Below are 20,892 nucleotides of genomic sequence, written 5' to 3'. Positions count from 1 at the left end.
AGGTGTTAAAACAGTGGTATATAATTTGATAAATGAAAAATGGATTCCTGTGCGGCGGGCAAATGGAAAAAAAGAATTTATTGCTCCATGGCAGGTTACTGATGATATTGGCTCAAATCCTATTGTTAGTCTTGATGCCAATCGCCCTGATTTTAATGGGGCATTGATCCAGTTTTTAATTGGTCTTGTGCAGACAACAATAGCTCCAAAAAAAGATAGGAACTGGATGACAAGATTTACTGAACCTCCAAAGGTTGATGAGCTCAAGACCGCTTTTGAGATAGTTTCACGTGCTTTTAATGTGGATGGTGATCGACCTCGATTTATGCAGGATTTTAAACCTGATAAATGGGAATCCAATGAGATTGATAAACTGCTTGTTGAGATTCCCGGTGACAAGACTATCAAAGATAATACAGACCATTTCGTTAAACGTAATTCCATAAAAAGAATGTGTTTAGCTTGCAGTGCATTGGCTCTTTTCACATTGCAAACTAATGCACCAAGTGGAGGGCAAGGACATAGAGTGTCACTCAGAGGAGGAGGTCCTCTAACTACCATAATATTAGGAGATACACTCTGGCAGACTATATGGCTTAATGTTTTGAACGAGTCGGATTTTCTTGATAAATATGGAAATTCGTCATTAATAGATGACGCTTCCATTTTTCCATGGATGGGACCTACCCACACCAGTGAAAAAGATCAATTGACCACACCTGAACATGTACATCCTGCGCATATGTTCTGGGGAATGCCTCGAAGAATTTTCCTTGATATTAAATCTGGGGAGTCGGGCAATTGCGATCTGTGTAATCAAAATTCAAGCAATCTAATCACAAGTTATATTACAAAGAATAAGGGAACATATTATGGCAGCAGTTGGCATCATACTCTTACACCTTATAGACATGAAAAGAGCGATCTGATCTCAATAAAGGGTCAGCCTGGGGGAATCACTTTTCGCCACTGGCTTGGGTTTGTGCAAAATGATAGGAAAAATGGAAATGAACCTGCGGTTGTCGTTCATACATTCAGGTTACAAAGACAACCTTCTTTGGAAAATAAGAAAACACTTCAATTATGGGCGTTCGGTTATGATTTTGATAATATGAAAGTCCGCTGCTGGTATGAAGGAAAAATGCCGCTCATTAATGTTGAGGATAATATCCGTGAAAATTATGAATCGGCTATAGAGCAATTGATAAGAGTGTCTGAGCTTATATCGGACAATGTTAGAAAATATGCGAAAGAAGCAATGTTCACGAGACCAGGGGATGTAAAAGGTGATTTTTCTTTCATAGATAACAGATTCTGGAATAATGCTGAACCGGAGTTTTATACCACTCTTGAAAAACTTCGAGTTGCATTTTCTGATGGTACTGATACTATTGTTGAAATAAAACTTAAATGGCTAAATACATTATTCAGGATTGGCGAGCAATTATTTGATGAGTATTCCCAATCAAATCAAATTGATGTTGCTGATCCAAAACGTATTGCTTTAGCCCACAGAAATTTACGAAAATTTAATCAAAAAAACAACAAACAAATCATGAAAATATTGTATTTGCCTGACAAACCAACTATATCTAAAAATAAATAAAAAATGAAATGAATAAAAAATGAAGTGAATAAAATATGGAACAAAATAGAAGTCTATCATTTGTATCTAATCAGTATGCACGTGATGTATTGCTGGAATGGTGGAAAGGATTGGAAAATTCCCGTGGGGACAGGGCTGCATTGAGACGATGTCACAACCCTACAGAAGTCGCATTTAATCCTGCATTTCACCGTCTCAGAATGAAATTCAAACATTTTGGCTATGTGAATCCAGAATCTCTTGCATTGATAGCTGGCATCCTGTCCCATGTGCGAAGCAATAATGAAAAAGTTCATTTCGCAGAACAGATGGCTGCACCAAGGTCTGGAAGCAATAATGCCTGTGTCAGTGGATTGCGCTTCAGGCGTTTATTGAAGCTTTATGATAACGAATTGTTTGAACCGTTGATTCGCATTGTACACATGCTTGATGGAACTGTGAATATCCCAGTACTTGCAAATAGCATTTACTGGTGGAACGTGAATGAATCAACACGCAAGGAATGGGCTTTCAAATATTATGAAAAAGCGCCATCGGAGTCATGAATTGAGTATCAATTAAATTGAAAAAAATAGAACAAAGGAGAGAATAGAAAATGAGTGATTTCATACAAATACATATGTTGGCATCGTATCCGCCATCGAATCTGAACCGTGATGACCTCGGAAGACCAAAAACTGCTGTAATGGGTGGAACCCAGAGACTCAGAATATCATCCCAGAGTTTGAAAAGAGCCTGGAGGGAGTCAGAACTGTTTCGAGAAGTTCTAATAAAGAATATAGGTATTCGAACAAAAGAGATGGGTGTAAAGATCAAGGAGGCACTTATTAGTGGAATAAGTCTTGAGAACCTTTTATCAGGACAAACGATGCCGCCAGCGCCAGCCATAATCCCTGAAAATGAAGCGAAGCTGTGGGCATTTAATATTGCTGCAGTGTTTGTAGATAAAGCAACCAAAAAAGATTCAAAAACTGAAGAGACAGTGATAGAAGAAGATGCCGAAAGCAATGGAAAAAAAACCAAGAAGAAAAGCAGTAACATCGATAAAGAAACATTGAAAGGTGAACAATTGGTTTTTTATTCAAATAATGAAATTTCTGCAATTCAGGATTTGATAAAGATGATCTCAAATGAAAGACGTGAGCCGCGTAAAGATGAGTTATCAAAATTATTACATCAAGATATTACATCTGTTGATATTGCTATGTTCGGTCGTATGCTCGCAAACGCTCCAAAATCCAATATTGAAGCTGCAGTTCAGGTTTCCCATGCAATAACCGTTCATAAAGTTGCAGTGGAAGATGACTATTTCACTGCTGTGGATGACCTCAACAAAAAAGAAGATAATGCGGGAGCAGGACATGTCGGAGAAGCAGAATTTGCATCAGGTCTGTTCTATAATTACATCTGTATTAACCGCATACTTCTTGAACAAAATCTTGGAGGAGATAAAGAACTGGCGAAAAAAGCATTGAAAGCTCTGGTAGAAGCTGCTGCGAAAGTTGGTCCAACTGGAAAGCAGAACAGTTTTGCATCCCGTGCTTATGCATCATATATTATGGCAGAAAAGGGCACTCAACAGCCCCGCTCTTTATCAGTTGCATTCCTAAAAGCATTGAATGGAAAGGATTTGCTGGATGAATCCATATCTGCTTTGAAGACAACGAATAAAAATATTCAAACGGTCTACGGAAAATGCAGTGAATCAAATTGTGAAATGAATGCATTTGCTGGTACAGGTTCCTTAGAAGAAATTCTTAAATTTGTTACAACTTAGGAGCAATATTATGACGAAATACCTGGTTTTTCGTCTTTATGGACCTATGGCTTCCTGGGGTGATGTCGCAGTTGGGACCTATCGCCCCACATTTGACCATCCATCGAAATCTGCCATTATGGGATTAATTGCAGCAGCTATTGGAATTCGCAGGGATGAAGATGTGAAACTTCGAGCAATTGCAGAATCATATGATTTTGCCGTTCGTGTTGATGCATCAGGAATTATGCTGCGGGATTATCATACTTCACAGGTTCCACCATCAGGCAAAGAACGGAATCAACAGAAATTTGCAACACGAAAGGATGAACTTGCGGTTTCAAAGGAAGAATTGAAGACGATACTCTCTACAAGGGATTATTATTGTGATGCATTGTACACAGTTTGCATATGGGCGAAATCAGAAGAGATTCCTTATTCACTTGAAACTCTGGCGCAAAAAATGAAGGAACCAACCTTTGTCCTTTATCTTGGTCGCAAATCCTGTCCCCTGGCAATGCCAGTTGATGCCAGAGTGATCAATGGCGCGAATATAACAGATGTGATCAATTCAAATTATGCAGATACTCTTCTGAATGATCTGAAAAAAGATGATAGTATGAGGTTATTCTGGGAAGGAACAAATGTTTCGTGTGTTCCATCGTTACATACAATAACAAGGCGTGATGATCCATTAAGTCGAAAGCGCTGGCAATTTGCAGATAGAAAAGAGCATTATGCTGTCGTTCAACCATATGGGGGAGATAAATAATGTATATGAGCAGAATCAAATTGCAGCGCAATGCATATAAGAACAAAGACTTCTGGAAAAGCATGGATAACACATATCATATCCATGGTTTGCTCTGGTTGTTGTTTGCAGATGATCCAAAAAGAAAACGAGATTTTTTATATCGTTATGAAAGATCGGAAAGTCTGCCGACATTTTACTGTGTTTCTGAACGAATCCCGGAAGATAGAAGTGATGTATGGGAGATTGAATCCAAACAATATGAACCTGTTTTAGAAATTGACCAGAAGCTATCGTTTACGCTATGTGCAAATCCTATCCGCACAAAACGCAATGATGAAAAAAAACAGCATCGTCATGATGTTGTCATGAATGCAAAAACTCAATTGAAGAAAGAAAGTGTCCCAAGAGAGAAATGGCCATCAGAAGCTGAGATAGTCCAGAAGCATGGTTTTGAATGGCTGGCAAGAAAAGGGGAACAATATGGATTTAGAATCAGTGAAAATGAAGTCCGAGCGGACGGCTATCATCAGAAACAGTTCTACAAGCCAAATAGAAAAAATCAAATTAATATTAGCACTATTGATTTTACTGGATTATTGACTGTCACTGATCCTGAGCGTTTTAAGGAGGCTTTGTATGTTGGTATTGGTCCTGCAAAGGGTTTTGGATGTGGTTTGATGATGGTGCGTCGTGCATCGATCTGAGGCCAATCCATGCTCCCTAAACTCAAACCCATAGCGATCAAAGAACGCATCTCCCTCTTATTTCTGGAAAAGGGAGAGCTTGACGTTCTTGACGGAGCATTCGTATTAGTGGACAAAAACGGAGTGCGTACCCACATTCCCATAGGAAGTGTAGCCTGCCTGATGCTTGAACCCGGTTCCCGCGTATCCCATGCTGCAGCGATTCTTGCTGCAAGGGTAGGGTGCTTACTTATATGGGTAGGTGAAGCAGGTGTGCGTCTCTATTCAGCAGGTCAACCAGGCGGAGCACGCTCAGACCGTCTTCTCTACCAGGCTAAACTGGCTCTTGATGAGGAATTACGGCTCAAAGTGGTTCGCAAGATGTATGAATTCAGGTTTGATGATAATATTCCTCCTGGCAGCAATGTAGAACAGCTGCGCGGTATGGAAGGAGCGAGGGTGAAGAAAATGTATGAATTAATGGCGAAACGCTATGGGATTGAATGGAAAGGACGGCGGTATGACAGCACAGAATGGGGAAGCGGGGATTTGCCTAACCGATGCCTGAGTTCTGCCACTTCCTGCCTGTATGGTGTTACAGAAGCCGGTGTGCTGGCGGCAGGATATGCACCGGCCATAGGTTTTGTGCATACCGGGAAACCTCTTTCGTTCGTATATGATATTGCTGATCTGTTTAAATTTGAGACTGTTGTGCCAGTAGCTTTCAGTATTGCTGCCAAAAAACCAGCCGATCCGGAAGGCATGGTGCGCCGGGCATGCAGGGACTCATTCAGGGAAACTAAACTGCTTAGAAACATCATTCCTACTATTGAGGAGATACTGGAGGCAGGAGGCATTTCTCCGCCAGAAGATGCGCCAGATGCCGTGCAGCCCGCGATTCCAGTGGAAGAGGGGATTGGTGATGCTGGTCATCGTAACTGAAAATGCGCCACCTAATCTCCGTGGTAGATTGGCTGTATGGATGCTTGAGATCCGCGCAGGTGTATATGTTGGTGATTTTTCTTCGAAAGTGAGGGATATGATATGGAATAATGTGGAAAAGGGATTGGATGGTGGAAGTGCAATCATGGCATGGAGTGCGCAAAATGAAGCAGGTTATGATTTTGTAACTTTAGGGGCTAACAGGCGAATGCCAGTAGATATGGATGGTTTTAAATTGGTATCGTTTTTACCGAATGGCTGATATATCTTATGGAATATGGTGATAGTGAAATAATCATGGTAATTAATATATATGATTTAATAATTAATAGTATTATACAATATTACCCATATGTAAAGGATAGCGGTATGAGACTTCCGCTTTAATGATATAAATAGTAAAGAGAGTTCCCCACCTGCGTGGGGATGAACCGAGAATAACAAAAATAGCGTTCGGAGTCACGCCGAGTTCCCCACCTGCGTGGGGATGAACCGAGCGCGCGCTGACGTCTGGTATGAGAAAATATGAGTTCCCCACCTGCGTGGGGATGAACCGAAATTGGGACTGCGTGGTTGCAAAGAGGGCAAGAGTTCCCCACCTGCGTGGGGATGAACCGGAAGACACTGTTGGCGAGAAGGGCGCACTTAAGAGTTCCCCACCTGCGTGGGGATGAACCGATAAACCTCTCTCCAGTATCTTTTCTATTTATGAGTTCCCCACCTGCGTGGGGATGAACCATCGTGATGCGGGAAGGATATACTGCGACGCGTGAGTTCCCCACCTGCGTGGGGATGAACCGCCTTCATAATTTTGAATTTCAGTTCGTTGTATGAGTTCCCCACCTGCGTGGGGATGAACCGAGAAATTACAACGACATTATACTGGTGGAACTGAGTTCCCCACCTGCGTGGGGATGAACCGCAGAATTAGAATTATATAAAATACAGTATAGTGAGTTCCCCACCTGCGTGGGGATGAACCGGCGGACGGAGTATATATAGTGCAGATCAGGGAGAGTTCCCCACCTGCGTGGGGATGAACCGAATAGACGTATGGAAATGTGCGCTTGGTGGCAGAGTTCCCCACCTGCGTGGGGATGAACCGTTACGCCCCTCATCAAAAAGGTGAAAGGACATGAGTTCCCCACCTGCGTGGGGATGAACCGGCGATCCGGCCAGTATAACGGTGAAATGGAGCGAGTTCCCCACCTGCGTGGGGATGAACCGCAGCACCGCTATTTATCTGGTAGCTTGCATTAGAGTTCCCCACCTGCGTGGGGATGAACCGGAATATTATTTTAATGTCTGCGCCTATTGGCTGAGTTCCCCACCTGCGTGGGGATGAACCGTAACACTTCGCTTACCCTGACTGCTGCTTATGCGAGTTCCCCACCTGCGTGGGGATGAACCGGCTGTACTTTGCAGGGGATAGAACCGCCCCCCGAGTTCCCCACCTGCGTGGGGATGAACCGCTTATGCAAAAACTGCGTATAATTTGCATTATGAGTTCCCCACCTGCGTGGGGATGAACCGGCATCAGAAGAAGAGAAAAACAAGGCCGCAACGAGTTCCCCACCTGCGTGGGGATGAACCGACTCCTTTCTATCGCTGCCATGTGGCGGTAGTGAGTTCCCCACCTGCGTGGGGATGAACCGGAGTCTAACGCCTGAAAGTCGAGCGCGGGCAGGAGTTCCCCACCTGCGTGGGGATGAACCGAAATCCCGGAAGACTTAACAACAAAGAAAATCGAGTTCCCCACCTGCGTGGGGATGAACCGCAGCTAACGGGTTACGTAACGTCTTAGTGTAAAGAGTTCCCCACCTGCGTGGGGATGAACCGGCATAATTCAACTCCTCATTCTTGAATGATTACGAGTTCCCCACCTGCGTGGGGATGAACCGAGGACCCATGCTGACGTCTACAACGAATCCGGGAGTTCCCCACCTGCGTGGGGATGAACCGTGATCAGTCCAGGACTAACTGTTATGATGGATGAGTTCCCCACCTGCGTGGGGATGAACCGAAACATATAATCGAATGTTTCAAAATTCTCGAGAGTTCCCCACCTGCGTGGGGATGAACCGATGGCAATCGTCACGAATGGAGATGGTCTTGGGAGTTCCCCACCTGCGTGGGGATGAACCGAGGTTTGCCGCATTATTCTGAGATGGTGTTCGGAGTTCCCCACCTGCGTGGGGATGAACCGTACGATCCCTTCCTGGAGTACAATAACTTACGAGTTCCCCACCTGCGTGGGGATGAACCGCGAGCTATTGAGCCATGAGACAGAACCGCCATGAGTTCCCCACCTGCGTGGGGATGAACCGCCGGATAAAGTTAATCCACCAACAGAAGTTGTGAGTTCCCCACCTGCGTGGGGATGAACCGTTTTTTGCGGATCGCTTGTTTTCCGCCTTTGTGAGTTCCCCACCTGCGTGGGGATGAACCGCATGAATCCTACGAATAAATTAGTCTATATAGGAGTTCCCCACCTGCGTGGGGATGAACCGATACCGGTCGATATCCTGCGATCCTTCGATATGAGTTCCCCACCTGCGTGGGGATGAACCGTAAAAACAACCTCAGTTATGAGGTTGCGTTTAGAGTTCCCCACCTGCGTGGGGATGAACCTATTGTCGCTGCTCTCGTTGAGTTCGGGGGCTCGAGTTCCCCACCTGCGTGGGGATGAACCGTTCCTGAAACAATCAGAGAAAAGACTTGCAAGGAGTTCCCCACCTGCGTGGGGATGAACCGCAGCAATTACTTTGATGTTGGTGCTTTGAACTGAGTTCCCCACCTGCGTGGGGATGAACCGGCACGATCTTAGAGGTTAGGTCATTTCATACAGAGTTCCCCACCTGCGTGGGGATGAACCGAGTGCTGCACAAAAATAATGGATGCTGCCAGAGAGTTCCCCACCTGCGTGGGGATGAACCGATATTGAGTTCATGGAAACAATGCGGGACGGGGAGTTCCCCACCTGCGTGGGGATGAACCGCCCTTGATGAGGGTTTCATAGTAGAGGAGGAGGAGTTCCCCACCTGCGTGGGGATGAACCGGAGATCATGAAGGGAAAGGGTATAGCTCATCCGAGTTCCCCACCTGCGTGGGGATGAACCGGTATGATGGGCGGTAATGGCGGCGGTGGAGATGAGTTCCCCACCTGCGTGGGGATGAACCGTTTTCGATATGATGTGGAAGAGGGGCTATCATGCCCTTATTTTTGATGCTGTCAATACTATTATCCCGCCAGCTCCCTCCATAAATCATACCCACCCCCTGATCCTCGCAGGCGCAGGCACTGGCAACACCACGACCATAACTGCAAAAATAGCATACATGGTCGAAAACAAACATCGACCCCTCCCATATCCTCGCCCTCACCTTCTCCAAAGAAGCTGCAAGGAACATGCGCGAAAAAGTAGAGAAAAATCCTTCAGGGAAAGGAAGTGATCGCTAAGACTTTCCACTCATTATGTGTCGACCTCATCGAGAATCATGCTGACAGATGCAAAGTTCACGACGACTTAAAGATATTCGAGGAAATGGATTCCGCCATTTTCATATTCAGGGAACTCAGTATCGATGCAATGACCGGCTTTTCTGTAAAGAAAGATTTCATTTCAAAAACTCAAGCTCTTTCCTCAAATCAGCAATGATTGTGTCAAACACAGGAACTTCTTTCATCAGTCTTCCCAGACCTTTTTCCCAGAAATCTCGTGCCTCATTCAGCTTTGTATCCTCGAAAAACAATTCATAGTCTGGCTTGATATTCTTGAATTTGCATTTTTCTATGAAGAGATCTTTGATCTTGCCTTTATCAAACTTATTTTTATTCAGGAGCATCCAGACATCAAAGTAGTCCCTGCTCTTGCTGCGCTGAATAATTGAGCGAAGCTTCTCCAGCAATATCTCATCCAGAGAATAAACAAGAATAGTAAATCTTATGCTGTCAGAATAATCATCAATCTTTTCCATTTTCAAAGGTTTAATGACCAGCATCTTTCAGGCTTATATCCATTCTGATGACGTTCTTGCCAAGTGATCCCGTGAATTGTATTGCTACTATGGCATGATCTGGATGTGAATGGAAACTGGCAATATTGAAATTCATTCCAGTCTTTTCATTGAGCAGGTTCAGACCGCTTTTCAGCATTGATTCAATTTCTTGTGGCTGGATTTCTTTAACAACTGTAAAATCCAGATCTTCAGACAGCCTCCAGAATTTAGGGAAATATACTTTGCTTAATGCAGTTCCTCCCTTGAAGGCCAGGACATCTTTAAGCTCGGAATTATATACCCCATAAAGCAGCCAGGTCAGTGCATAATCCTTTTCTACAACCCCTGCTGGAAATCCTTTCTTTCGTGCTGCTTTTTTTACTTCATCTGCAGTTATCAAAACTCTTCACCTATTTTTCTGTTTATCAACAGCTTCCATTTTTCATTATATTTTCCCTTTCTTGATTTTATGGATGGATCGAGAACGGAATACCCTTTTGAAATATTTTCCAGCATAGTTTTCTTTAATTCTTCATCTAGTTTTATATATAGGATTTCTGACAAATATCCAAGCCTTTTCAGTATTGTTGCATTTCCCATCTTTTTTGCATGATCAACTATCTTTTCAAAAGACAAACCCTCGGCTTTCAAAGACTTTGCAACTTCAGTAATATCGCCGCAGTACTCAGGATAGTCAAGGCAGTCTGCTATGGTCTTTTCCTTCTCTGACATCAAGATGTTTTTTCCAGCAATGTTTACGGTTGTATAGCCAAAGAACTTCTTTTTGGATAATGTTACAAAAAGATAATCCACATCCAGTATTTTCCTGTTGCTCTTTCTCTTTGTGGTTGCAATTAAAACAGAAAAAGGTATCTGTTCGGTCAAATGATAGTAATTCAGTGCGCTCCAGTACGCGATATAATAAGGTTCGATAAGTTTTGAACCGATCACGAACTCATGTTCTGTATATTTTGGCTTAACGCCTGCGGATAACGGCATTATGAGGTATTTTCCCGCTTCTATTTTTTCAATCCATCTTTTAGCCTTAAGGTTACTTATTATTTTTCGGGAGTGTATGTGAGATTTTTTTAAAACATCGGCTGCATCTTTTACAGTAAAAATTTCCCTTCCTTCCTCAGATAGCTTCGAAAGTAGATATGATTCTGTCTTTGAAAGGCTTTTTCTATTTTCTGTAAGATATATTCCTGATTCAATCACAAATACTACAATGATTATAGGTATTTATAAACTTATCGCGGTTTGTTATCATTATTTCATGTGATAGGTTACATCACCCTAAATACTCCACAATAGCCAGAGCATTCATCCATGTAACCGTCATCCCCATCCCCGCAACAAGACCGAGGACGGCGCCGCAAAGATAATTATCCTGCTTCTCTAAAAACATGATTAGAAAATACAGGGCTGTAAAAAAAAGCAGCTTCATGATAACCAAATCTGCATGACCAGAGCTTCCGATCACTCTGATAAATCCCTTTTCCGGTATCCCATTAATCAGGGCGATATAGGTCGTTGCCAGGTCACCTATGAAAAAAAAGACCATACTGAAGATAAACAAGGCCTTGTTATCGTTATTCATATTCGATCTATATCCCTGCTATTTCAGATTAAAGGTTAGGTTTTAAGTGAATTTGGGGCAGGATATGAGAAGTACATCCCAGGCATCTTATTACTTGCATGGAGTGCCAATACGATGGCACAGGTGGATAAAGGAGATTATCGGCGGTTGCTGCGAGGCATACAATACATGTCAAGGAACGGAATTATCATTAACGTCGCAAGATGGTGAATTTAGTCGGCAGAAATTGTGCAATCTTCCCTAATTGCCAGAAAGCTCTGGCTATCTCTCAGAAAATCGGAGATAGAGGAAATGAAGGACATCATCTTAACAATCTTGGTTTGCTTTTCAGAATGAGAAAAGATTTGAAAAGCTCCTCAAAAAAGTAGAACCTGCAGCAGAGAAGATCGTAAGGAAGATGCTGGAATGAGATACTTATCCAGCCGTATCTGTCCTAATCAGCCTGTGTCAGGGTGAGAGGTCTGGTCCTGGGAAGGAGAAGGCATGGAGAATAAATACTACAATTTTATCGTATTATTGTAGTATACGATAAGCAGGCCTGCCGAGATCACCCAGGAGCCTTAAGTCCGTTCTCATGCTCACGAAAGGTGATGGGCAGCTGGAATAACTATATTATATTTCACAGTTATTTAAACTGTGGAGACTGAGCATGAATAATTCAATTGAAGACATACAGAATTTATTGGGCGATATTTTTACATTATCTTTCTATGAAGTTGAACTGTTCCAAAAAGCGTTGACTCATAGCAGCAACAATTCAAACAATAATCAAAGACTCGCATTTCTTGGAGATGCAGTACTGAAGCTGATAATAAGGGAGCATTTTTATATAAATAATCCTGATTGGGGAAAGGGAGAACTTACAAAAAAAAGTGGTGAAGAGATTGAATCGGATAAGAACTTTGCCGATATAGCGATTAAACTTGAGTTAGTGAATTATATGGATATAAGAAATAAACCATCCGATTATGAAACCAACGAAACAATAAATGCAGAGGCATTGGAAGCATTATTCGGTGCAATATACCTCAGCAGAGGTCTTGAGGAAACAAGACGAATTTCTGAGAAAATTATTTTTTAGCGCAGCTTTGAACAACTGTTTAAAAGCTGCAAATAGTACAATATTACCCCAATAATTTTGGTATCATTCAGGGAGAGCTCACAAAGGAAATCATGCTCATTTTAATTTTTCACAACTTTAAAATATCAATGTGTTATATATATGTATAGTGAAAAAATATGGGTATATTAGATGTTGGTATCGACCTTCTTAAAGGTATAAAATACACGTTCTCTGAAGAACCTTTTATGGTTGGATTAAGATTTGAAGATTATGTGTTAGATTTATTTTCAATGAAATACTTTTCCCTTGTAGAAAAGACACATTCTACTGAAACAAACCAAGAACGTTATGTTGAAAGTAGCATGAATCCAGATTTTGTTTTTCGATATGAGCCTTCTGGTGAATTATTCGCTGTAGAATGTAAATATCGTTCAAATCTTAATAATGAAGGTCTTTTAAATTGGTCTTATCCTGAACAAATGAAAAGGTATCAAGAGTTTTCGCATAAACGGAGAATGCCTGTTTTCATTGTTATTGGATTAGGCGGTGTAGACAACGACCCTGAAGAGATGTTTAATATTCCATTGGAAGAAGCGAAATATCCAGCACTTTACCCAAGTGTGTTCGATAAATTCAATAGACCGCCAGAAAAGCCCTTTTTCTGGAAGAATGGGAAATTGTATTAGAATTAAAACTTCTTGACACTACAATTATATAATATAATTGGTGTATCCTACAGGAATAACGGTCGAGGTCACCCAAGTTCTTGATGCCAGCCTTGGATTAGCAGGTAAAGGGCAAGCAGCATTTTGTCAATTTCTGGAAGCATTAGAGGATTTTTTCAACATCCAAAGCGCCGCTTCCAGCGGATTGCTGCATTGTTTATCCGTACACTCCAATCACCGCATCCTTCGCTCACTCCGCACGCTTGCGCGTCGTTCACTCAGGCACGGCTCTCGCCTTGCGGTCATTGTCGCTGCTGTCTTGGCGACACTCTTTCGCTCTCGCTCCAGAGAGTCGCCGGTTTAGGTGATCCTTTCACTATTCAGGTTGCAACGGCTAACTGAGAACGGGCTCGCGAGAACATTATATTATGAAGGGGCATGGATTTATCGTATCGTGGGGCAGCCGGGATATTGATACTATGACTGCCCTTGGGGTATGATTAGCGTATCTTTGATTTGTCGCTTCGCTCCGCCGGGGCTCACGCTGCCTCAGCCCTACGCTTCGCTTCGGATATCGGCAGTTCTCGCTGCGGCGCGATAGGCCGATCGTTGAAGTGAGATTGGGCGACCTTAAGAACTGCATAGAGTTGCAGCTTTACGTCTCCAATGGTTGAAGCTGCTAATTACGACGGGTGCGCAGGTCTATTATGTACTCCGTTCACGCAAAAAGTAAATATCCGTGTTGCTGCCTGCTCCTGCCAAACGTCATCGACGCCTGAGATAATGAAGGCTCGCCCTGAAGGGTTTTTTGCTGCGGCAAAAAATCGCGCGGCGACGAGCCATCATAATCTCATTCGTCGTTTATCTATTTGGCAGGGCAGGCGATGACACCACGGATATACTCTTTTGAATGTTCCTCTACGTATTGAGAGCGCACAGATTTTTAGTGATCCTGAATTGTTGCTTTGGCTTATGATATTTTTTTGTGGCAGGGTCAGGCTCTAACCTCCCTGGATACCTCTATCTCCACGCGCTTCGCGATGTTTTTAGTTATGCGCCCGTGTTTGTTCGTGTTTTTACGAATTTACTTATATCGTATTAATCGCAAAGAGAAGAGACGTAAAAAACATAATGTGCCTGCCCTCCACTCTCTGTACGCCTGGCGAGAATAGATTTATCCTCAGAACGTTTGAAGCTGTTCACCTGCGCGCCAGCATGGTGATTTTATTTTGAAACTTTTTCCAGCTTTTTCATATCAACTTTTGATTCAATAAGAAAGTCAAGTATCTGGGAAAAAGTCAAATCTTCATAGCGCTCCTGTATTGCCTTGAGTTTATTATATGTTTCCTCATCGAGCCTGATGCTTTTAGTAGTCATTTATTACTATACCTCGATGTTAAATTGTATGCATTCATATTAATACTTTGCACGCACTTTCTAAAGGGATTTAATATGCTTTAGTTTAAATAGTATGCATGCGTATAAAGCATTAAGGAAAAGAGCAGAATTGCCCCTGCGGTGCTACTAACACCCAGAGGCGCGGCTCATTCCTGTACCGAGGAATAAGCATATGGAAAACAACGCACAGAGAATTAAATCTATCTCCTCTTCGGAGATGGCAAAGATCGAAGACCTCAAAAAGCTGTTGAGCCAGCAGGCAGCAAGCGCGCCACAATACGACCCCTTCACGGTTGAAGGAAATCAGGCCTGGAAGGAGTGGGCTGAAGGTTGCAGGGAAATAGAGAGGCAGCTTGAAGCAGAAGGGGTGAGGCTATGATGAAGAAAGATCAAAGCTTCGTGAATGTAAGGGATATGGACACCCTGAAAAGGCTGGCCAGATCTGCAGGGATCAGGGTTTTGAACCGCTTTGATTACTTCGAGGCTGTGAACGGCAAGAACGGCCACAGGTACAAAGTACAGATCAGGGGGCAGGATATTATCTGCTCCTGCCCTGATGCGAAAATCCACAACTGCAAGCATGAAATCGCTGTGGCCCGGGACATGAGCCTTTTTATGGAGGTGGTCTAAATGACCGCCTCTGAAACCAGGAATCCACGGGTAAAAGAAGCGATGGACCTGCTCCTTAAGATATTCGATGAGGATAATCTTGAGAAAGTCGCCCATGCAGTATTCAGGGGAAGCGGTAATATCCCCTCTGATAAATGGAGTTTCTTTAATCGCATTGTGATGTTCATGCATGACACCGAAGACGCAAGAGGATTCAAACAATGGCACGAAGCCGGAAGGTTTGTAATGAAAGGTTCAAAGGCTTTCTATATCCTCGGGCCTGTGTTCAAAAAGATCAAAGAGGAGAAGCCTGCGGCATCAAGTGAGACAGAGACAAACGAAAAAGAAATCCTTGCAGGATTCAGGGCTATCCCGGTTTTCAGGAGCGAAGACACAGAAGGAGCGCCACTGATAACAGAAGATTACAAAGTCAATATTCCCTGCGAGCTCAACGGCATCATACAGGAGCTCAATCTTAAGGTTGTACCTGTGCGGTTCTGTGGGACATCCTATGGATCATATAACCTTCTTAATAAAAATATCAAGCTTGCCAGCCCTGATATCGAAGTATTCCTTCATGAGTTAAGCCACGCAGTAGATGATAAGCTTAATGGCCTGAAGCCAGGCCAGAAGAAGGATCAGGAAGTAACAGCAGAATTCAGCGCCGCAGTGATCGGGTATCTTATGGGCTATAAGATCCCTCTCGGTAATGTCAAAGAATATATAGAAAGTTACAGTTTCAAGGAACTTCTTAATTCCCTGTCAAGGATCGAGAAAGTGGTTACTTTTGTGATCGACAGGACAAGGATGAACCCGGCTGCTGCCAATATCCCACAGGAAGCCGCAGCCTGCACCGGATGAAGATTCACTTATGGTTTTGTTGGGGTGATGACCCCCACATTACCAGTATCAGCCTTCATGATTGAGCCGCTACAGTAAACGGGGGATTTATACTCCTTGCCCCATGCGGGGCAGGGGAGCCCCTGGGGCGAGTACAAATCCTCATGATGAGATAGCAAACCTTTCACTATCCACCCCTTACGTTTCTTTATTTTCTGCATTCATATCGTCTTTTTCTTCTTGAAAGTGCGCTGGGGATAGATTCCCCAGACCCTTTCTAATGTTTGAGGAATATTCCAGCGAGAATATGGTGTCTGGGCATTCGCCCAGAGTCAGGAAGTGGCGTGCCTCGAAGCGCAGGAAGGAAAGAATGAACAAGAAGGACAAAAAAAAACATAACGGCACATGTCCACCGGGGTGAAAATCCCACCGTACAGGTCTGCTCCTGTACGAAGAGAAAGGGAAGTGCAGTACTGTGAAGTATTGTGCGGAGTTCCCTGATATCGGAATCCACAGCCTGAAACAATAAGTGAACCAAAAGTGGCCTTGACAAGATGCGACATTCCCATTTCCAATGGAAGCTTGAGCAGAATAGTGATTGTCGGGGTGATCATGGTCAGGATGGATTCAAAAGCCTTCTTGCGTGACCGAGGGAGGTCTTGCAGCGTCCTCCCCGAAGGTGAAATGTATACCCTACTTGTTTCTGGGTTACTGAATTCAATGGAAGGGATACAGGTAACGGAGGCATAACCTGACGGGAAAACCAAAGTGAAGCTCTGCAAGACGTCGGAAGAACTCATAGTAGCGATGATGGTAGAGCCAATGAAACAGAGAACCTGCATCGATGGATGCAGGGGGCGACTCTGTCAAGGGAAAACTCAACCGAGCAAAGGAGTTCCAGTCTGGATAGAGTAGAGGTGAACAGCACGATAACATCAATCGTATCAAAAGAAGATACCAGAAAAGTAAGCATGGCCAAGATGGCGATAAAACCCTCTCTGGTGACAGTATATGAAGATAGTGGAACAACTGTTGGAAACCAAAACCGATGGAGACAGTAAATGAAAAAATGGAATCAGCAATACCATGACAAATTCAAGGCATTTGCCTTGATACATAAAGTATGGGATCAAAAGAACCTTGAAAAGGCATGGAAGAGAGTAAAAGCGAATAAAGGAAGTGCTGGAATAGATGAAATAACCATTGAACAATTTGAACGAAATCTACAACAGAATTTAGCCGAAATACAGCGACTACTCAAAGAGAAACGCTATGAACCAAGCCCGGTCTTAAGAGTGTTGATCCCAAAAGACAACGGGAAGATGAGGAAACTTGGGATTCCTACAGTGAGAGATCGAGTAGTTCAGCAGGCAATGAAGAACGTACTTGAACCGATCTTTGAAGAAATATTCCTACCTCAAAGTCATGGGTATAGACCCAACACTGATGCCCATGCAGCAGTAAGGAAGGGTGAAGTATACCTTGAAAGAGGCTACCATTGGGTAGTGGATGCCGATATTAAGGGATTCTTTGACCATGTTGACCATCAAATATTGATGGATCTTGTATGTGAAAAGATCGCAGACGGCAGAGTTCTTTCTCTCATAGAATCGTTCCTGAAAAGCGGGATAATGAATGAAGATGTATTTGAGGAGAGCATTGAAGGCACTCCCCAGGGCGGAAACCTCAGTCCACTGCTGTCGAATATTTATCTGAATCATTTCGACAGAAGAATGGGCGATTATGGTTATCTGCTCCTTCGATACGCTGATGACATCGTTATTTTCTGTAAGTTTGAATCAGACGCACAGGATGCCCTGAAACGAGCAAAGGAGATTCTTGAGGGGGAGTTAAAGTTAAAACTCAGTCCTGAAAAGACAAAGATCATACATGCAAGAAAGAAAGGGGTTGAGTTTCTCGGTTTCCATTTTAATGGACGATGGAGAAGACCAAAGGATAAAGCAAGGAAAAAGTTCAAGGAAGAGATAAAACGGCGGACAAGACGTCAGCAGCCAATAAGCCTTGAAACTGTGATACGTTTGCTCAATCCTGTAATACGGGGTTGGGGAAACTATTTCAAAGGCGGTACTGTGAAGATATTGTTTAAAATACTCGACAGTTATATAAGGGCACGCTTAAGGAGCTTTAAGGCGAAAAAGCGTACCTGGAAGACAATTTTATATACACTTCCTCAATCCGAACTTGAAAAGATGGGATTGATTTCTCTTTCTTCATTACTGAATGAATCCGTCTCCTGCAAAGGGAAAAGTCAGACGAAAGCCGTGTACGGGAAATCCGTCCGCACGGTTTGATGAGGAGGGGGAGGTTGAAAGACCTCTCTTTTACTCTACTGCTTAGCGGATCATTTTTGTTTCATGCCTGAGGTCATTAAGAATATGGTTAATTATCGCCCGTCTTAACCTTTTTAGATGCTTTGAGGTCACCGGGTTTTTCTGGATTTGACGTTTTTGATTCTTCTTCCCTCATTTCATAAATAGTCCGCATGCGTTCAATCGTAAGATCAATAGCTTCGGTCTCATTCCTGTATATTTTGTGATCTATGAGCCAATTAAAGTTTTCAATTGTGCGCTGACTGAATGCATAGTTTCTTCGTACACTTGCTTCTGATAATTCTTTGCGTTTCATTATGTACGTATTATAATACTTATAAATATTTATACCTATGGGGCAAGGATTTGAATAAAAAATCATGCACAATCTGCCTAAAAAAGTGCGTGGACTATTAATTAGAAGAAAGTAGTCGCGGGTCAGCAACTATCCCCCCTCATATTCATATCCCTCCAGAATGCCATACCCAAGCTGTTCATATGCTCATCCGGCCTGAATTGCGCAGAGAAAGGCATCGAAACAATCACCATGGGATAATAGATAATTTTTGTTGGTTGAGTCTGGGTAAAACTTAATTTCCTGTCTGATGAAGTGGGTGAGCTTAATTACATTTGTATAGAAAAAATGAACAGACTATAAAATTGGGGAAAGTAGCCCGGCAAGGATTCGAACCTTGGTCGCAGGATCCAGAGTCCCGCATGATTGACCGCTACACTACCGGGCTTCAAACAGCGGCCTAAATAATAGCTTTTTACGTATTAAAGATATCTAAAGCATCTTTTTATACTTCTTTAGGCCTTTAGTCTATGATACTTATGATAAGCAAATTCCTCCAAGAAGAAGAAGTCAACTACATCAAGCCGAATACGATTCAGACACATAGATCCATCCTCAATAGAGCCGAGAAGTATAAATCTCTTTCTGAATGGGATAAAAACATTTTCAATCAATATATAATTGATCTCCAAAAAAGATCCAAAAGAGGAACCGTAGAAATCACCAAAAGTATTCTAAGAAAATATTTCGTTTGGCTAGGCAAATCAGAGATGGTAGCCCACATAAGGGTTAAGATGCCAAAAAGCAATCTGAAAAGGGATGATATATTATCTGTGGAAGATGTTAATAAACTCATCGAAACTATTGATTCTCCGATGTACAAAGCTTTGATCAGCTTTCTATTTGAAAGTGGGGGAAGAATAAATGAAGTCCTCGCGGTCAAAGTAGAAGATATAGAAGAAACAGACAGAGGAATGATTATCTCAGTCCCTTCAACTAAGACAGGGGAAGATCATAGGCGCAGTTTATACACATTTTCAGCCAGTTATATTCGAAATCATTTAACATATGCGGTTTTAAAGAAAGAGGACAGACTCTTTCCAGTAAAAAGGGCGGCTGTCGCGGAAATGTTACATGCAATAGAGGGCAGTGCAAAAACTGGCAAACATGTTAATCCTCACGCTTTCAGGCATGCAAGAGCTACAGACTTAGTTCTCAGAGGATGTCAGGAAAGTATTATCCGTAAGCACCTCGGCTGGGTTGGTGACAGTAAAATGATAGCTACTTATCAACATATTGTGGACGAGGATGTTATCAATGCTATGGAGGCTATGGATGCGGTAAATCCTGGCGAGACCCCAGTGATAATACGAAAACCCGTTGGAAAGATAAAAAAAGCAGAACCAATCAGTGTGGCTGATGCGGCATTACAGTTGGGTAAGATAGCGGAAGATAATAGAAATATAATGGAAGCGCTCAAAGAAAATGAAGATTTCAGCCATCAGGTCAGTGAACAGAATGATGAGTTAAGAAAAGAAATAGTTTGGTTGAAACAGCGAGTTGGAGAGTTACTGGAAGAACTTCATAGCTAACTACGCCTTCAAGTTGAATTAAGCTCTTTTTCAAAAAATGCACTGACTGTATAAATTGCATCTAAAGGTGATTGGAAATCGCTATTGTCCAAAACTTCCACCTGGATTCTAGAAAAAATACGTTCAATTGAATTCATCCATGAGGAACAGGAAGGTAACGGAACAAGATGCAATCTTGGATTTAATGCAGCAAATGTTTTAACAGCATGCGATTTATGAACGCTCCATCCATCCAGGATTATGTAAATATCTTCTTTATGAAAAATCGTATTCAATAACCATTGAAAATAATCGATGAGAATATAGGCATTTTTCCAATCATAGAATCTATAGTAGATTCGTTCATTATGCGGATCCCACGCAGCGAAAATATCTACGAGTCCTTTTACCTTCTGTGCATAGGGAATTCTGTAATGTTTATCATTAGTCCATTTTCTTCCTGAAAATTTCTTGATAGGAGTTTTTCCTTTTTCATCAAAAGATAAAATAACGCTATTGGGCGGTGGTGATGCTAACAGCGTATCTAGCACAAGTTTTTTTTATCAAATTCTTCATCGTTACTATATTGAAAGCGTTTGCTCTTCTTGATTTTCATTCCTTCAGAGTTTAATAAACCTCTTACACTTTCAAGGTCTATAGATCGTACAATCGATTCTTTGAGATAATAATCACGTAGTTTCGATAGACTCCAGGTAGTAAAATGTAAACCAAGCTTATTTGGCTCAGTTTCTGTGCAGAAAGAAAGCATAGCTGTGTACGC

21 protein-coding genes, 1 tRNA gene, 1 pseudogene and 1 CRISPR repeat array are annotated in these 20,892 nt (G+C 42.5%); of the genes and pseudogenes, 16 read left to right on the top strand and 7 right to left on the bottom strand.

All coding sequences use genetic code 11. The features are described 5' to 3' along the window. The first annotated feature begins 13 nt into the window (after nt 1–13). The 8 genes and pseudogenes from casA (at nt 14) to FIB07_09020 (ending at nt 9,201) form a co-directional block, all read left to right on the top strand. Nucleotides 14–1,606, top strand: coding sequence for a type I-E CRISPR-associated protein Cse1/CasA (casA, locus tag FIB07_09055; GenBank protein ID NJD52999.1), 1,593 nt, complete (start codon nt 14–16; stop codon nt 1,604–1,606). A 35-nt stretch (nt 1,607–1,641) separates the two neighbouring features. Beyond that, on the top strand, nt 1,642–2,151 hold the full coding sequence (casB, locus tag FIB07_09050) for a type I-E CRISPR-associated protein Cse2/CasB (protein NJD52998.1): 510 nt from the start codon (nt 1,642–1,644) through the stop codon (nt 2,149–2,151). Between the two features lie 50 nt (nt 2,152–2,201). Continuing rightward, nucleotides 2,202–3,383: a type I-E CRISPR-associated protein Cas7/Cse4/CasC gene (cas7e, locus tag FIB07_09045; protein NJD52997.1), complete on the top strand. Its 1,182-nt coding sequence runs from the start codon at nt 2,202–2,204 to the stop codon at nt 3,381–3,383. 10 nt (nt 3,384–3,393) lie between these two features. After that, nucleotides 3,394–4,134, top strand: coding sequence for a type I-E CRISPR-associated protein Cas5/CasD (gene cas5e / locus FIB07_09040; GenBank protein ID NJD52996.1), 741 nt, complete (start codon nt 3,394–3,396; stop codon nt 4,132–4,134). Then, nucleotides 4,134–4,820 (top strand): type I-E CRISPR-associated protein Cas6/Cse3/CasE, encoded by a 687-nt coding sequence (cas6e, locus tag FIB07_09035; GenBank protein NJD52995.1) that lies wholly within the window; start codon nt 4,134–4,136, stop codon nt 4,818–4,820. Before cas5e ends, cas6e begins: the two co-directional genes overlap by 1 nt. Nucleotides 4,821–4,829: 9 nt before the next feature. Then, a complete protein-coding gene (cas1e, locus tag FIB07_09030) occupies nt 4,830–5,741 on the top strand; it encodes a type I-E CRISPR-associated endonuclease Cas1 (protein ID NJD52994.1) in 912 nt (303 codons plus the stop codon). Beyond that, nucleotides 5,722–6,003: a type I-E CRISPR-associated endoribonuclease Cas2 gene (locus FIB07_09025; GenBank protein NJD52993.1), complete on the top strand. Its 282-nt coding sequence runs from the start codon at nt 5,722–5,724 to the stop codon at nt 6,001–6,003. Before cas1e ends, FIB07_09025 begins: the two co-directional genes overlap by 20 nt. Nucleotides 6,004–6,146: 143 nt before the next feature. Continuing rightward, nucleotides 6,147–8,922: direct repeats of the CRISPR family, unit length 29 nt; unit sequence GAGTTCCCCACCTGCGTGGGGATGAACCG. An 11-nt stretch (nt 8,923–8,933) separates the two neighbouring features. Then, nucleotides 8,934–9,201: pseudogene (locus tag FIB07_09020) on the top strand (hypothetical protein). Nucleotides 9,202–9,359: 158 nt separating this feature from the next. Here the strand turns inward: FIB07_09020 and FIB07_09015 are convergent. From FIB07_09015 to FIB07_09000, 4 genes are all read right to left on the bottom strand, one after another. Beyond that, entirely contained in the window at nt 9,360–9,743 is a 384-nt protein-coding gene (locus tag FIB07_09015; protein NJD52992.1) for a nucleotidyl transferase AbiEii/AbiGii toxin family protein, read from the bottom strand. Beyond that, nucleotides 9,730–10,140: a hypothetical protein gene (locus FIB07_09010; protein ID NJD52991.1), complete on the bottom strand. Its 411-nt coding sequence runs from the start codon at nt 10,138–10,140 to the stop codon at nt 9,730–9,732. The genes FIB07_09015 and FIB07_09010 overlap by 14 nt, the downstream gene beginning before the upstream one ends. Next, the gene (locus tag FIB07_09005) at nt 10,137–10,958 is read right to left on the bottom strand and encodes a transcriptional regulator (protein NJD52990.1); all 822 of its coding nucleotides are present in this window, start codon (nt 10,956–10,958) and stop codon (nt 10,137–10,139) included. Before FIB07_09005 ends, FIB07_09010 begins: the two co-directional genes overlap by 4 nt. A 73-nt stretch (nt 10,959–11,031) precedes the next feature. Beyond that, nucleotides 11,032–11,340 (bottom strand): hypothetical protein, encoded by a 309-nt coding sequence (locus FIB07_09000; GenBank protein NJD52989.1) that lies wholly within the window; start codon nt 11,338–11,340, stop codon nt 11,032–11,034. A gap of 649 nt (nt 11,341–11,989) precedes the next feature. Between FIB07_09000 and FIB07_08995 the strand changes: the two genes are divergently transcribed. The 7 genes from FIB07_08995 to ltrA all read left to right on the top strand — a co-directional run bounded on the left by FIB07_08995 (nt 11,990) and on the right by ltrA (nt 18,227). Continuing rightward, on the top strand, nt 11,990–12,421 hold the full coding sequence (locus FIB07_08995) for a hypothetical protein (GenBank protein ID NJD52988.1): 432 nt from the start codon (nt 11,990–11,992) through the stop codon (nt 12,419–12,421). A gap of 158 nt (nt 12,422–12,579) precedes the next feature. Continuing rightward, nucleotides 12,580–13,089 carry a hypothetical protein gene (locus FIB07_08990; protein ID NJD52987.1) on the top strand — a complete coding sequence of 170 codons (510 nt, stop codon included), beginning with the start codon at nt 12,580–12,582 and terminating at the stop codon, nt 13,087–13,089. A gap of 1,549 nt (nt 13,090–14,638) precedes the next feature. Beyond that, nucleotides 14,639–14,845 (top strand): hypothetical protein, encoded by a 207-nt coding sequence (locus tag FIB07_08985; protein NJD52986.1) that lies wholly within the window; start codon nt 14,639–14,641, stop codon nt 14,843–14,845. After that, nucleotides 14,842–15,096, top strand: a complete 255-nt coding sequence (locus FIB07_08980) for a hypothetical protein (protein ID NJD52985.1) — start codon at nt 14,842–14,844, stop codon at nt 15,094–15,096. Before FIB07_08985 ends, FIB07_08980 begins: the two co-directional genes overlap by 4 nt. Further along, nucleotides 15,097–15,936, top strand: a complete 840-nt coding sequence (locus tag FIB07_08975) for a hypothetical protein (GenBank protein ID NJD52984.1) — start codon at nt 15,097–15,099, stop codon at nt 15,934–15,936. A gap of 827 nt (nt 15,937–16,763) precedes the next feature. Further along, nucleotides 16,764–16,976: a hypothetical protein gene (locus FIB07_08970; protein ID NJD52983.1), complete on the top strand. Its 213-nt coding sequence runs from the start codon at nt 16,764–16,766 to the stop codon at nt 16,974–16,976. Next, nucleotides 16,977–18,227, top strand: coding sequence for a group II intron reverse transcriptase/maturase (gene ltrA / locus FIB07_08965; GenBank protein NJD52982.1), 1,251 nt, complete (start codon nt 16,977–16,979; stop codon nt 18,225–18,227). A gap of 88 nt (nt 18,228–18,315) precedes the next feature. Here the strand turns inward: ltrA and FIB07_08960 are convergent, their stop codons facing one another. After that, nucleotides 18,316–18,561, bottom strand: a complete 246-nt coding sequence (locus tag FIB07_08960) for a hypothetical protein (GenBank protein ID NJD52981.1) — start codon at nt 18,559–18,561, stop codon at nt 18,316–18,318. Between the two features lie 354 nt (nt 18,562–18,915). Next, a tRNA-Gln gene (locus tag FIB07_08955) sits at nt 18,916–18,988 on the bottom strand. 82 nt (nt 18,989–19,070) lie between these two features. On the opposite strand from FIB07_08955, the gene FIB07_08950 reads away from it, so the two are divergent. Further along, entirely contained in the window at nt 19,071–20,132 is a 1,062-nt protein-coding gene (locus tag FIB07_08950; protein NJD52980.1) for a site-specific integrase, read from the top strand. A gap of 8 nt (nt 20,133–20,140) precedes the next feature. Here the strand turns inward: FIB07_08950 and FIB07_08945 are convergent, their stop codons facing one another. Further along, entirely contained in the window at nt 20,141–20,662 is a 522-nt protein-coding gene (locus FIB07_08945) for a hypothetical protein (GenBank protein ID NJD52979.1), read from the bottom strand. Between the last annotated feature and the right edge of the window lie 230 nt (nt 20,663–20,892).

This window comes from Candidatus Methanoperedens sp. (assembly GCA_012026795.1).
Lineage (GTDB): Archaea > Halobacteriota > Methanosarcinia > Methanosarcinales > Methanoperedenaceae > Methanoperedens.
Note: the sequence above shows the minus strand (reverse complement) of the source record. Positions and strands in the feature narration are given on the sequence as shown.